The organism is Micromonospora inyonensis (assembly GCF_900091415.1).
Taxonomy (GTDB): Bacteria; Actinomycetota; Actinomycetes; order Mycobacteriales; family Micromonosporaceae; genus Micromonospora; species Micromonospora inyonensis.
Map to the genome: position 1 here is coordinate 1,243,007 of NZ_FMHU01000002.1, position 14,140 is coordinate 1,257,146.

The following is a 14,140-nucleotide window of genomic DNA, read 5'->3' on the forward strand; positions in this document are numbered from 1 at the left end:
ACCGGGGCCCACAGCGTGCGTCAGCCTGCGGCGCGGACGGTGAGCAGCTCCGCCAGCGTCGCCGCCGTGGGGTGGGCGAAGAAGTCGGCGATACCCAGCTGGATCCCCGTGACCTCACGGACCCGGTCGCGGAGCCGTACGAGCAGCATCGAGTGCCCGCCGAGGTCGAAGAAGCTGTCGTCCGCGCCGACCTCGCGCACGTCGAGCAGTTCGGCGAAGAGGCCGCAGAGCAGCACCTCGTCGGGGGTGTGCGGGTGGCGGCCCCGCGGTCTGTCGTCTCCCGTCGGGGCCGGCAGGGCCCGCCGGTCGAGCTTGCCGTGCTCGGTCAGTGGCAGCTCGGTCAGCGCGACGAACGCCGCCGGGATCATGTAGTCGGGCAGCATCCGGCCGAGCCCGGAGCGCAGCGCCGCCGGATCGAGCCGGGCACCGTCGGCCAGGACGCAGTAGGCCACGATCCGCTTGCCGGCGGGTGGGTCGTCGCGCACCACGACGGCGGCCCGGGTCACGGTCGGATCGGCGGCCAGCGCGGCGGTGATCTCGCCCAGCTCGATCCGGAAGCCACGGATCTTGACCTGCTCGTCGGTGCGGCCGAGGAAGTCGACGGTGCCGTCCGGCATCCAGCGCACCAGGTCGCCGGTGCGGTACATCCGGCTGCCGGCCGGGCCGTGCGGGTCGGCGACGAACCGTTCCGCGGTGAGTCCGGGCCGGTTCAGGTAGCCGCGGGCCAGTCCGGCGCCGGCGAGGTACAGCTCGCCGACGACGCCGGTGGGCACCGGCCGCAGCGTCCGGTCCAGCACGTACGCCCGGGTGTTCGCGGTGGGCCGGCCGACCAGGGGCCGTTCGCTGTCGGCGACGCGGGCGGCGAGGGCGTCGACCGTGGCCTCGGTCGGCCCGTACAGGTTGTATCCCGTGGTCCCCGGCAGGTCCCGCAGCTGCCGCCAGAGTGGCGTGGGGACGGCCTCACCGCCGACGCCCCAGGCGAGCAGTGGCGATCGCCCGTCGCGGATCAGTCCGGCACCCGCCAGCTGCAGCGCGTGCGACGGCGTGACCTCGATGAAGTCGATCCGGTGCCGCTCGATGAAGTCGACGAGCAGCGCCGGGTCGCGCAGCGTGTCCTCCGTGACGATGTGCAGCGCGTGTCCGTCGAGCAGCCACAGCTGCGGCTGCCAGGACGCGTCGAACGCGAAGGACCAGCTGTGCGCGACCCGCAGCCGCCGGCCGCCCGCCGCGGCGACGGTCGGCCGGTACAGCAGTTCGCGGTGGCTGTGGAACAGGTTCGCGATGCTGCGGTGTTCCACCACCACACCCTTGGGGCGCCCGGTCGAGCCGGACGTGTAGATGACGTAGGCGGGGTGCTCGGGCCGGGGACGGGGCAGGTCGCCCGCGCCGGGGCGGTCGAGCCGGTCCTGCACCCCGGGCGAGTCCAGCAGCAGGAGCGGCTCGCCGGCCAGCGGGGCGAGACGCTCGGTGGTGACGGTGAGCAGCGGGTTCGCGTCGGCGAGAATGTGCTCGATGCGCCCCGGGGGATAGGTGGGGTCGATCGGCAGGTACGCCGCCCCGGCCCGCAACACGGCGAGCAGCGCCACGACGGTGTCGGCGTTCCGGGGCAGCAGCAGCGCCACCACCGTGCCGGGTCCGGCGCCGTGGCCGGTGAGCAGGCGGGCGAGTTCCGCACTACGGGCGTCCAGCTGGGCGAACGTGTACGCGATGTCGCCGCAGACCAGTGCCGGAGCGTCCGGGGTGCGGCGCACCTGGTGCGCGAACAGCTCGACGAGGGTCTGGCGCGGACACTCGACCACCGGCCCCGCGCCCTGGGCGAGCATCCGTTCGTACCCGTCGGCGCTGAGCAGCTCCAGGCTGCCGATGGGGCGTTCCGGCTCGGCGGTGACGGCCGCGAGCAGCCGCACCAGCCCGGTCGCCAGGCTGCCCGCCGTGGCTTCGTCGAACAGGTCCGTGCTGTACTCGACGCCCAGCGTCATCCCGGCGCGACCGGGCTCCTCCACGACCTCGAACGCCAGGTCGAACTTGGCGGTACCCGTGTCCACCGGTTCCTGCACCACCTGGCACGCGCCGAGCCGCAGTTCCAGGTCCGGCCGGACCTGGTGGCTCAGCATCACCTGGAAGAGCGGGTGCCGGGCCATCGACCGGGCCGGGTTCAGTATCTCGACGAGCCGTTCGAACGGAACGTCCTGGTGGGCGTACGCGGCCAGGTCGGTCTCCCGGACGCGCGCCACCAGGGCGCGGAACGTCGGGTCGCCGCTGGTGTCGGTCCGCAGCACCAGCGTGTTGGCGAAGAAACCGACCACCTCGTCGACGGCGTCGTCGGTGCGCCCCGCGATCGGCGTGCCCATCGGGATGTCGGTACCGGCACCGAGCCGGGTCAGCAGGGCCCCCAGCGCCGCGTGCAGCACCATGAAGACACTCGCGTCGCAGCGCCGCGCCAGCGCCCGGACCGCCTGGTGCACCTCGGCCGGAACGGCGACCTGCACCGAGGCTCCGCGCAGGCTCGGCACCGCGCGGCGGGGGCGGTCGGTGGGCAGGGTCAGCTCCTCCGGCAGCCCCTCGAGCGCCTTGCGCCAGTACCCGATCTGACGGGCGAGCAGCGAATCCGGATCGTCGTCGTCGCGCAGCAGGGCGCGCTGCCAGACGGCGTGGTCGGCGTACTGCACCGGCAGCGGTGACCAGGCCGGCTCCCGGCCGTCCGCCCGGGCCGCGTAGGCCGTGGCGAGGTCGCGCAGCAGCGGCAGCGCGGACCATCCGTCCGCGGCGACGTGGTGCACCACCAGGACCAGGACGTGTTCGTCCGCGCCGAGCGCGAACAGTTCCGCCGCGAGGGGCGGTTCCGCGTCGATCCGGAACGGCCGTCGGGCGGCGGCGACCAGCAGCTCCGCCAGCCGGTCGTGGGCCGTGGCGGTGACCGGCAGCGCCGGTCGTGCCGCCGCGTCGGGCAGGATGACCTGCCGTGGGCTACCCGCCTCGTCCGCCAGCACCGTACGCAGCGCCTCGTGCCGGTCGGTCAGGTCGCCCAGCGCCGCGCGGAGCGCCGCGACGTCCAGGTCACCGGTGATCCGGGCGGCGAAGGCCATGTTGTACGCGGGATTCGGATTGTCGAGGCGGTACAGGAACCACATCCGGGCCTGCGCGTACGACGGCGGCAACGGGTCGGGCCGGACCCCCGCCCGCAGCACCGGCCGGGTCTCCCGCCCGTCGAGCCGGGTGGCCAACCCGGCGACGGTCGGATGGTCGAACACGGTACGCAGCGCCAGCTCCGCCCCGAACACGGTGCGGACCCGGCTGGCCAGGCGGGTGGCGAGCAGGGAGTGGCCGCCCAGCGCGAAGAAGTCGTCGTCGATGCCGACCGCGTCGACCTCGAGCACCTCGGCGAACAGCTCGCACAGCAGCTTCTCGGCGGGGGTGCGCGGCCGGCGTCCCGCGGCTGCCGGCAGCCGCTCGGGCGAGGGGAGCGCGGCCCGGTCGAGCTTCCCGCTCGGGGTCGTCGGCAGGGCGTCGAGCACCACCACCGCAGCGGGTACCAGGTGCGCGGGCAGCGTCGCGGCCAGGCGGTCCCGTACGGTGGCCGGATCCGGCGCGTCGCCGACGACGTAGCCGACGAGCCCCAGCTCCGGCCGGGCGACGACCGCTGCGGCGCGGATGCCGGGCAGTGCCACCAGGGCCGCCTCGACCTCGCCGGGCTCTACCCGGAAGCCGCGGATCTTGACCTGGGCGTCGGTACGGCCGAGATACTCGACCACCCCGTCGGCGGTGCGGCGGACGAGGTCGCCGGTGCGGTACATCCGGGTGCCGGGTGGCCCGAACGGGTCGGCGACGAACCGTTCGGCGGTCAACGCCGCGCGGTTCAGGTACCCCTCGGCGAGCTGCCGCCCCGCCAGGTACAGCTCCCCGGGCACACCGACCGGAAGCGGACGCAGCGCCGCGTCGAGCACGTACAGGGTCGTGTTCCACACCGGACGGCCGATGGGCACGGTGGCGGCGCCCGGCGGGCACGGCCAGGCGGTGACGTCCACGGCGGCCTCCGTCGGCCCGTACAGGTTGTGCAGCTCCACCGTCCCGCCGTACCGCGTGTGGAAGGCGTCGGTGAGGTCGGTGGGGAGTGCCTCGCCGCTGCAGAGCACCCGGACCAACCCGGTGCAGCCGGCCGCCTCCGGCTCGGCCAGGAAGGCCCGCAGCATCGACGGCACGAAGTGCACGGTGGTGACCCGTTCGTCCTGGACGAGGCGGGCCAGGTAGCGCGGGTCGCGGTGGCCACCCGCCCGGGCCACGACCAGCGTGGCGCCGGTGACGAGCGGCCAGAAGAACTCCCACACCGAGACGTCGAAGCTCGACGGCGTCTTCTGCAGGACCCGGTCGTCGCGGGTGAGTCCGTACTCGGCCTGGGTCCAGAGCAGCCGGTTGACGATCGCCCGGTGCGACACGACGACGCCCTTCGGGCGGCCGGTGGAGCCGGAGGTGTAGATGACGTACGCCGGGTCCTCCGGCCGCACCGTCGGCCGGGCGGCCGGGGCCGCGAGCAGGCCGACGTCGTCCAGGGCCAGCACCGCCGGCACCCCGGCCGGCAGTACGGCGCGGGTCGCCGTGTCGGTGAGCAGGGCGGCCGGGACGGCGTCGGCGACCATCAGGGCGATCCGGTCGGCCGGGTAGTCGGGGTCCAGCGGCAGGTAGGCGGCGCCGGCGTGCAACACCGCGACCAGCGCGATGACCAGGTCGGCCGAGCGGGGCACGGCCACACCCACCACCGTGCCGGGTCCGGCGCCCTGCGCGGTGAGCCAGGCGGCCACCCGCGCGGCACGCTCGTGCAGCTCGGCGTAGCTGAGGTGGACGCCGTCGGCGACCACGGCGGTGGCGTGTGGTGTCCGGGCGGCCTGCTCGGCCAGCAGCGCGGTCAGCGTCGTGTCGGGGACGGCCGTCGTCGCACCGGCCAACGGCTCGACCCCGGCCGGGTCGACCAGCTCGACCCGGCCCAGCGGCGTGGCCGGTGCCGTGGCGAACGCGGTCAGCGCCCGGACCAGACCGTCCGCAGCCTGCCGCACCTGCTGCTCCGTCAGCGTGTCCGGACGGTACCCCAGCTCCAGCCGCAGCTGCTCGCCCGGCAGCACCGTGAGGGCGAGCGGGTAGTGCACGCCCTCGTCGCCGGAGAAGCCGGCGAGGCGCAGGCCCGGGGCGAGATCGGCGAGGCGTTCCGGATCGAACGGGTAGTTCTCGACCACGACGAGCGTGTCGAACAGCTCCCGCCCGCCGGCGGCCCGTTGGATGTCGACCAGCCCGAGGTGCTGGTGACGGCCCAGGTCGGACTGCTGTTCCTGAAGGCGGCGCAGGGCCGCGGCGTACGGCTCGGCCGGCGGCAGCGTGACGCGCACCGGGACGGTGTTGACGAACGCGCCGATCATCGCCTCGGCGCCCGGCAGGTCGGCGGGCCGCCCGGACACCGTGGTGCCGAACACGACGTCGTCGCGGCCGAGCGTCCGGCCGAGGGCGAGTGCCCACGCCCCCTGGGCGACGGTGCCCAGGGTGAGCCCGTGCGACCGCGCCGTGGCGGTCAGCTGTGCCGTGGTTTCGGGGTCGAGCCGTACGACGACGCGACGCGGGCGCTCCGACACGTGGGTGTCCGCGCCGGGGGACACGAGGGTGGGCGTGTCGATCCAGGACAGTGCCGCCCGCCAGGCCGATTCGGCGGCGGGGCGGTCCTGCGCGGCGAGCCACTCGAGGTAGCGCCGGGGTGCCGGGGCGGGGGGCGGGGTCTCGCCGGCGTACCGGGCGAACAGCTCCCGGACCAGCAGCGGCTGCGACCACCCGTCCAGGATGATGTGGTGCGCGGTGAGGACGAACCGGTGCACGTCGTCGGCGAGCCGGATCAGGGTGAACCGCACCAGCGGCGGCCGTCCCAGGTCGACACGCCGATCCCGGGCCTGCTCGGCGAGCCGCTGCTCGGCGGCGTCCCGCTCCCCGGCGGGCAGCGCCCCCAGGTCGGCGTACTCCCACGGCACCGGGACGCGGCGGGCCACCAGCGCGGCTGCCCGGCCCTGCCGGTTGCGGCGGAACGCGCAGCGCAGCACGGGGTGCGCGTCGAGCAACGCCTGCGCGGCCCCGCGCAGCCGGTCGCGGTCCACCGGCCCGTGCAGGGTGAGGACCAGTCGGCCCACGTACACGTCCGGCCCGTCCCCGTCGAACTCGGCGCGGAAGAGCAGACCCTCCTGTAGCGGGGTCAGCGGAAGGATGTCGTCGAGCTCGGGACGGCCGGTCAAGAAAAGCTCCAATCGGTAACGAAGTCGTCGATCTCGTCCTGGCTCATCGCCATCAGGGAGACGTCCGAGGGGGTGAGGCCGCCGGCAGCCGGATCCGTGGCGTGCGTGGCGAGAGCGGCCAGGTAGGTCGCCCAGCGGTCCGCCAGGGCGTGCACGTCGCCCGGGTCGAGGGCGGCACCGGCCCAGGACCAGGTGGCGTGCAGGGTCGCGCCGCCCGGCCCCGGCTGGATCCAGGCGTCGATCTCCAGCGCGTGGGCGAGCGGCAGCGCGGGGTCGACGTGATGGAACAGCCCGTCGGCCACCGGCTCCCACGCCGCCTCACCGGTACCGCCGAGGCGGCCCAGGTAATTGAGGCAGACCGCGGGGGCGGGCAGCTGCGCCAGCGCCGGGACGGCCCCGGGGTTCAGGTGACGCAGCGCCCCGTACCCGAGTCCGCCGTCCGGCACGGCGCGCAGCTGTTCCTTGACGACCTTGAGCACCCGGCCGATCTCCGCGCCGCCGGCCCGAGCTGCCGGCAGGTCGACGGGCCCCGGGTCGAGCCGGACCGGGTACACGGCGGTGAACCAGCCGACGGTGCCGGCCAGGTCGGTGCCCGGGGCGATGCCCTCCTCCCGGCCGTGCCCCTCGAGCGCGACGGCGAGCGCCGTGGACGTCGTGCCGCCGCGCCGCGACTCGGCGACGGCGAGCACCAGGGCGGTCAGCAGCGCGTCGGCCGGATCGGCGCGGAAGGCCGCCGGTAGCCGGGTGAGCAGCGTCTCCGTGACGTCCGTGGAAACGGTGACGGCCCGGCGTCGCTGCGTCGCCGTGGTGTCCCTGACCGGGTCGAGCCGGCGGTCACCGAACGGTCCCGGGGCGGCCAGGGCGGTCGTCCACCGGGTCGCCTGACCCACCGTCGCGGGCCGACCGGCGTACTCGCGTAGCCGCGTGGACCAGGTCCGCGTCGAGGTGCCGGTCGGCGGGGGCGGGCTGCCCCGCCATGCCGCGTCCAGGTCGGCGCAGACGATCCGCCAGGACACGCCGTCCATCACGAGGTGGTGCACGACCAGCACCAGCTGCTCACGGGCGGGCAGCCAAACCGCCTGCACCATCACCCCGTCCGCGGGTCGCAGCCGCCGGGCGGCGGCCCGTGCCTCGTCGGCCGGGTCGCCGTCGCCCGTCCGCACCAGGTCGTCGGCGCGCACCGCACCGGGTGGCGCGGCCACGAGGTCCCAGCCGCCGCCCGCCGCGGTCACGAGCGTGGACCGCAGCGCCGGGTGCCGGTCGAGGACCTGCTGGAGGAGACCGGTCAGCCGTTCGACGGTCAGCCCGGCCGGAGTGCGCAGCGCCATGCCCTGGCTGTAGCTGTCGATCGGGGCGGGCCGGTCGGCGGTCGTGGCGAGTTCGCGCAGCCATCCCACGATGGGCGTCTCGCCGATGACACCGACGCCGTCGTCCACCGCTCGGAGCGTCGCGCCGGGGGCGGCTCGGGCGACGGCGGCGAGGGCGGCCGGTGTCTGGTGGCGGAACACGTCGCGCGGCTCGACCAGCCAGCCGGCCGCGCGCGCCCGGCTGACCACCTGCAACGAGACGATGCTGTCCCCGCCGAGTTCGAAGAAATTCGCGTCGGCGGCGACCCGGTCGTGGCCGAGCAGCGCCGCGAACAGGTCGCAGAACAGGGCCTCGACGGCGTCGGCGGGGGTCCGTCCGCTGTCGGCGGCGGGCAGGTGCGGGACCGGCAGCGCGGTCCGGTCGAGCTTGCGGTTGGCGGTCTGCGGAAGCCGGTCGAGGGGCATCCACAGCGACGGCACCATGTAGTCCGGCAGTGCCGAGGCGGCGTGGGCCCGCCAGCCGTCCGGGTCGACGGGGTGACCGGGCGCGGGCACCACGTAGGCGACCAGGCGGCGGGAACCCGGCAGGTCGTCGCGGGCCACCACGGCGGCCTCGGCGACGCCCGGGTGCCGGCTGAGGACGGCCTCGATCTCGCGGGGCTCGATCCGGAACCCGCGGATCTTCACCTGGTCGTCGGCGCGGCCGAGGCACTCGAGGTCACCGTCGACCCAGCGGGCCAGGTCGCCGGTGCGGTACATCCGGGTGCCGGGTGGCCCGAACGGGTCGGCGACGAACCGTTCGGCGGTCAGCGCCGGGCGGCGCAGGTACCCGCGGGCCAGGCCCGCGCCGGCCAGGTACAGCTCGCCGGAAACGCCAGGCGGCACCGGTTGCAGCCGGGCGTCGAGGACGTACGCGGTCATGCCGCCGATCGGCCGGCCGATCCGCGGCGTACCCGTGCCGGTGACCGGGGCGACGACGGCGTCGACGGTGCACTCGGTCGGCCCGTAGAAGTTCCAGGCCTGGAGTCCGGGCCGGGCACCGAGGTCGCGCCAGAGCGCGTCGGGCATGGCGTCGGCGCCCGGCCCGAGCAGCGCCGGCCGGTGGCGGTCCGGGGCGAACAGGCCGTGCTGGACGAGCTGCTGAAGGTGGGCCGGCGTCAGGTCCAGGTAGTCGATGCGTTCGTCGGCCACGTACGCGGTGACGGCCACCGGGTCGGGATAGGCGGCCTCGTCGAGGACGTGCAGTTCGTGCCCGCCCACCATCAGGACCACCGGGTCGAGGGCGGCGTCGAACGCGAACGACGCCACGTGGCCGACCCGGATCCGGCGACCGCCGACCGCCGCCACCTCGGGCGGGAAGAGCGTCGTGGTGTGGGCGGCGAACAGGTTCGCCAGGTTGGCGTGGCTCACCACGACGCCCTTGGGGCGACCGGTGGAACCGGAGGTGTAGATGACGTACGCCGCGCTGGCGGCCGCCGGTGGGTGTGGCTCCAGCGCGGTCCCGGGCGGCGCGTCGTCCTCGACGTACACCACGGGCCGGCCCGGTGGGTGCGGCAGGGTGGCCGCGAGCGCCCGGGTGGTGAGCAGGCAGACCGGCTCGGCGTCGGCGAGCATCGCCGCCAGCCGGTCCTGCGGGTACGCCGGGTCGAGCGGCAGGAAGGCGGCGCCCGCGTGGAGTGTGCCCAGCAGCGCGGGCACCATGTCGCGGCGCGGCAGCGCCAGCGCGACCACCCGGTCGGGCCCTGCGCCGTGCGCCGTCACCAGCCGCGCGATCCGGTCGACCGCGGTGGCGAGCGCGGCGTACGTCAGCCGCGACACCTCTCCGGTCGCGGTGCGTACGACCAGCGCGACGGCGTCCGGGGTACGGGCGGCCTGCCCGGCGAACGCCTCCGGCAGCGTCGGCGCTGCCGGAGCGGGCAGCGGCGGTGCTACCAGCGCCGCCCGCTCCGGTGGCGAGAGCACGTCGAGATCGCCCACCGGCCGGTCCGGCTCGGCGAGGGCGGCGGTGAGCAGCCGCACCAGCCGTGCCGTGAGCGCGTCGACGGTGTCCCGGTCGAACAGGTCGGCGTTGTACTCGGCGAACCCGCCGACGGCGCCCGGTGCCCCGGGGTCGAAGTCCTCGATGAACGTCAGGCTCAGGTCGAACGTGGCCGTCCGCGTGGCGACGACGTACGGGCGACTGGTCAGCCCCGGGACGGGCAGCTGCGACGCGGTGCCGCTCTGGTGCACCACCATCACCTGGAACAGGGGGTGACGGGCGGTGGACCGGGGCGGGTTGAGGATCTCGACGAGTCGCTCGAAGGGCAGGTCCTGGTGGTCGTAGGCGTCCAGGTTGGTCCGCCGGACCCGGCGGAGCAGTTCCTCGAAGGTCGGTGAGCCCGAGGTGTCCGTGCGGAGGACCAGCGTGTTGACGAAGAAGCCGACCAGCTCGTCGAGGGGTTCGACGCCGCGGCCGGCGACGGGCGTGCCGAGCGGGATGTCGTCGCCGACGCCGAGCCGGGTGAGCAGTGCCGCCACGGCGGCCTGGTACACCATGAAGGGGGTGACCCCCAGCCGGGCCGCCAGGTCGCGGACGGCCTGCGCCTGCCCGGCGTCGACGTCGAACCGGGTGAGCCCGCCGGCGTACGACGACTCGGCCGGCCGGGGCCGGTCGGTGGGCAGGCGCAGTTCGGCCGGGGCACCGTCGAGGGCGTGCCGCCAGTGGGCCGCCTGCCGGGCGGTGAGGCTGTCCGGATCGTCGGCGTCTCCGAGTGCCCGCCGTTGCCAGACGGCGTAGTCGGCGTACTGCACCGGCAGCGGGGGCCAGGCGGGTGCCGTGCCGGAGCGGCGGGCGGTGTAGGCGGTGGCGAGGTCACGGGCCAGTACCGGTAGCGACCGTCCGTCGCCCGCGATGTGGTGCAGCAACAGGAGCAGCACGTGGCGGTCCGATCCGAGCCGGAACAGCGTGGCGCGCAGGGGGGCTTCCCGGTCGAGCGCGAACACCCGGGCGACGGCGGCGGAGAGCTCGTCGTCGAGCGTCGCCGTGGTGACGTCCCGGACGGCCAGGCCCGGTCCGGTGGGCAGGACCACCGGGTACGGCATCCCGTCCCGCTCCGGGAAGACCGTGCGCAGGATCTCGTGCCGGGCGACGACGTCCCGTAACGCGGCGTCGAGCACGTCGGCGTCCAACGGGCCGTCGAGGGCCAGGCCGAGGGGGATGTGGTACGCCGCGCCGACGTCGTCGAGCCGGTGCAGCAGCCACAGCCGTTGCTGGGCGAACGACAGCGGCGCCGGGACGTCGTCACCACGCGGTACCAGCGGCGGCAGCGCGGAGGCGTGTGCCGCCGCTGGAGACGTCGCGGGTGCCGGGGTCAGCGTGCGGGCCAGGGCGGCGGGCGTGGGACCGTCGAACAGCGACCGCAGGGTGGGGCGCACACCGAGTTCGGCCTGCACCCGGGTGACCAGCCGGGCCGCCAGCATGGAGTGGCCGCCGAGTGCGAAGAAGTCGTCGTCGGGCCCGACGACGGGCACGTCGAGGACGGCCGCGAAGACCGCGCAGAGCCGGGCCTCCAGCGTCGAGGCGGGCGCCCGGCCGGCCCCGGCCGAATAGACGGGCGTGGGCAGGGTGCGGCGGTCGAGTTTGCCGTTGCCGGTCAGCGGCAGCCGGTCGAGCACGACGATCGCGGCGGGTACGAGATGCGCGGGCAGCGTGCGGGCCAGCTCCTGGCGTAGCTGCCGGGGGGACGGGTCCGTCCCGGTGACGTAGGCGACGAGGCGAACGTCGCCGGGCGTGTCCTCCCGGGGCACGACGGCGGCCTGCGCGACGGTGGGTTGGGCCCGCAGCAGCTGCTCTACCTCGCCCGGTTCCACGCGGAACCCGCGGATCTTGACCTGGTGGTCGACCCGGCCGAGGTACTCCAGCACGCCGCCCGCGGTCCAACGGGCCAGGTCGCCGGTGCGGTACATGCGGCTGCCCGCCGGACCGTACGGGTCGGCGACGAAGCGGGTGGCGGTGAGGGCGGGCCGGTCGTGGTATCCGCGGGCGAGTCCGTCGCCGGCCACGTACAGCTCACCGGCCGCGCCCGGCGGGACCGGGTGCAGCCGCTCGTCGAGCAGCCGGACGGCGGTGTTGTGCACCGGCCCTCCGATGGGCACCACCGGACCGGAGTGTTCCGGGGTGCACGTCCACAGGGTGGCGTCCACGGTGGTCTCGGTCGGGCCGTACGAGTTGAACATGCGGCACGTCGTGGCCCAGCGCCGCATCAGCTCGGGCGGGCACGCCTCGCCGGCCACGACGAGCGTGACCCCGGCCGGAAGCGCATGCTCGTCCGGCAGGGAGGCGAGCACGCCCGGCGGCAGGGTCAGGTGGGTGACGCCGTGCCGGGCGCAGAAGTCGGCCAGCGGGGGGCCGAGCCGCTGCTCCGCCGGGACGACGACCAGCGTGGCGCCGGTGAGCAGTCCCATCGTCCACTCCCACACGGACGTGTCGAAGCTCATCGACGCGAACTGCAGGACCCGGTGTCCGGGCCCGACGCCCAGCTCGTCGGTCATGGTGGAGACGAGGCTCGGGATGCCCTCGTGGGTCACCACGACGCCCTTCGGGCGGCCGGTGGAGCCGGAGGTGTAGATGACGTAGGCGGCGTGCCCCGGTACGGCCGGGCAGGGTTCCGGCACGGACCCGACCGGGGTGTCCCGGTCGATCAGGAACATCGGCGGCGCGCCGTCGGGCAACGCCGGCACGGTGGCGGAGTCGGTCACCAGCAGCGCGGGACGGGCGTCGTCGAACATCAGCGCGATCCGGTCCCGCGGGTACTCCGGATCGACGGGCAGGTACGCCCCGCCGGTCTTCAGCACGGCCAGCGCGCAGACCAGGAACTCGCCGGAGCGGGGGAGCGCGACAGCCACCAGGGTCTCGGGTCCGGCGCCCCGGGCGGCGAGCGCGCCCGCCAGGAGGTCCGAGCGCTCGTCCAACTCGGCATAGCTGAGCGCGCGTCGCGTCCCGCCGGCCCCGGCCACCGGCTCGCTGCTCTCCCAGACCAGTGCCTCGGCGTCGGGTACGCGCCGGGCCTGCGCGCGGAACAGCTCCGCGATGGTGGCCCGGTCCAGCGGTCGCGTGTCGCTGCCCCAGCCGGTGAGCACGAGTTCCCGCTCGCCCGGAGCCAGCAGTGCCAGATCACCGAGCGCAGTGTCCGGGTTGGTCAGCGCGGCGTCGAGCATCCGCGTGTAGCGGTCGACGAGGCCCTCGACGGTGGCGGTGTCGTACCGGTCGGCGCGGTAGGTGACGTCCAGGCCCAGCGTGCCGTCGGCCCCCAGCACCGCGGCGACCGCCAGGTCGAAAGCGGCAGCCCCGTTGTCCACGGGGCGTTCCACCACGGTGACGCCGGGCAGGTCGAGGGCCGCCCACACGTCACTGCGTACCGAGAACAGCACGTCGAACCAGACGTGGTGCCCGGCGCTGCGGTCCGGGCGCAGCTCCTGCACCAGGGTGTCGAACGGCACCCGCTGGTGCGCGTACGCGGCGAGGCACTCCTCGCGGACGTGCCGCAGGAAGGCGCGGAACGTCGTCGCCGGCGTCGCCCGGGTGCGCAGGGCGAGGGTGTTGCCGAAGTTGCCGATCATGCGGTCGGCGCCCGGGTCGGTGCGGGTCACGACGGGGGAGCCGACGATGAGGTCCGGCACGCCGCCGACGCGGTGCAGCAGGCCGGTGAAGCCGGCGAGCAGCGCCATGAACGGGGTGACGCCCTCGGCGCGGCACACCGCGTGCAGCCGCTCGCGGAGCGCGGTCGGCAGGTGTCGGCCGAGCCGGCCGCCGACCGCTGGCCCGTCGGTGCGCGGACGGTCGGTGGGCAGCGGCACCGGGGCCGGCGGGTCGGCGAGGCGGTCGCGCCAGTGGTCCAGGTCCGCCGTGGTCCACGGCGGACTGCGGTGTTCGGCGGCGGCCAGGTCCGCGTACTGCGCCGGCAGGTCGGGTAGCTCCCGTCCCGCGTACGCCGCGCCGAGGTCGTGCAGCAGGACCTGCCAGCTGCCGTCGTCCCAGGCGATGTGGTGCGCGACGAGCAGCAGGACGTGCTCGTCTGCGGCGAGCCGGACGATCTCGAACCGGACCGGCAGCTCGGTCGTCAGGTCAAACGGGCGTTCGGCGAGCCGTGCGGCGGCCCGGTCGACGGCGGCCTCCCGCTCGGCGGGTGGCAGCGCGGTCAGGTCGGTGGTGCGCAGCCACAGCCCGTCCGCCGGAGCGGTGACCTGGCGCGGCTCGCCCTCCTCGTCGACCTGGTACACGGAGCGCAGCACGTCGTGCCGCTGTACGACGCGGCGCAGCGCCCGGTCGAGCTCCGCCGCCGACAACGGGCCGGACATCCGTGCGCCGACGCAGACGTGGTAGGCGGTCTCCTCGGGCCGGAGCTGGTGCAGCAGCCACATGCGACGTTGGGCCGCGGAGAGTGGTGCGGGCCCGGTGACGCGCGGGACGGCGGACGGTTCGTCCGGCCGTCGGGCGATGCCCCGTTCCGCGAGTCGCCGGCGGACGAGTTCCCGCCGCCGGGCCGCCAGGTCGGCACTGCCGTCGCCGTCCAGATTAAACAAGATTCCGTCACC

Annotated in this window: 2 protein-coding genes; both read right to left on the reverse strand. The window is 75.2% G+C overall.

What is annotated here, in order from left to right; translation table 11 throughout:
* Nucleotides 1-20 precede the first annotated feature (20 nt).
* On the reverse strand, nucleotides 21-6,260 hold the full coding sequence (locus tag GA0074694_RS20345; RefSeq protein ID WP_176738039.1) for a non-ribosomal peptide synthetase: 6,240 nt from the start codon (nucleotides 6,258-6,260) through the stop codon (nucleotides 21-23).
* Nucleotides 6,257-14,128 carry a non-ribosomal peptide synthetase gene (locus GA0074694_RS20350; protein WP_141714218.1) on the reverse strand — a complete coding sequence of 2,624 codons (7,872 nt, stop codon included), beginning with the start codon at nucleotides 14,126-14,128 and terminating at the stop codon, nucleotides 6,257-6,259. Before GA0074694_RS20350 ends, GA0074694_RS20345 begins: the two co-directional genes overlap by 4 nt.
* Nucleotides 14,129-14,140: the final 12 nt, after the last annotated feature.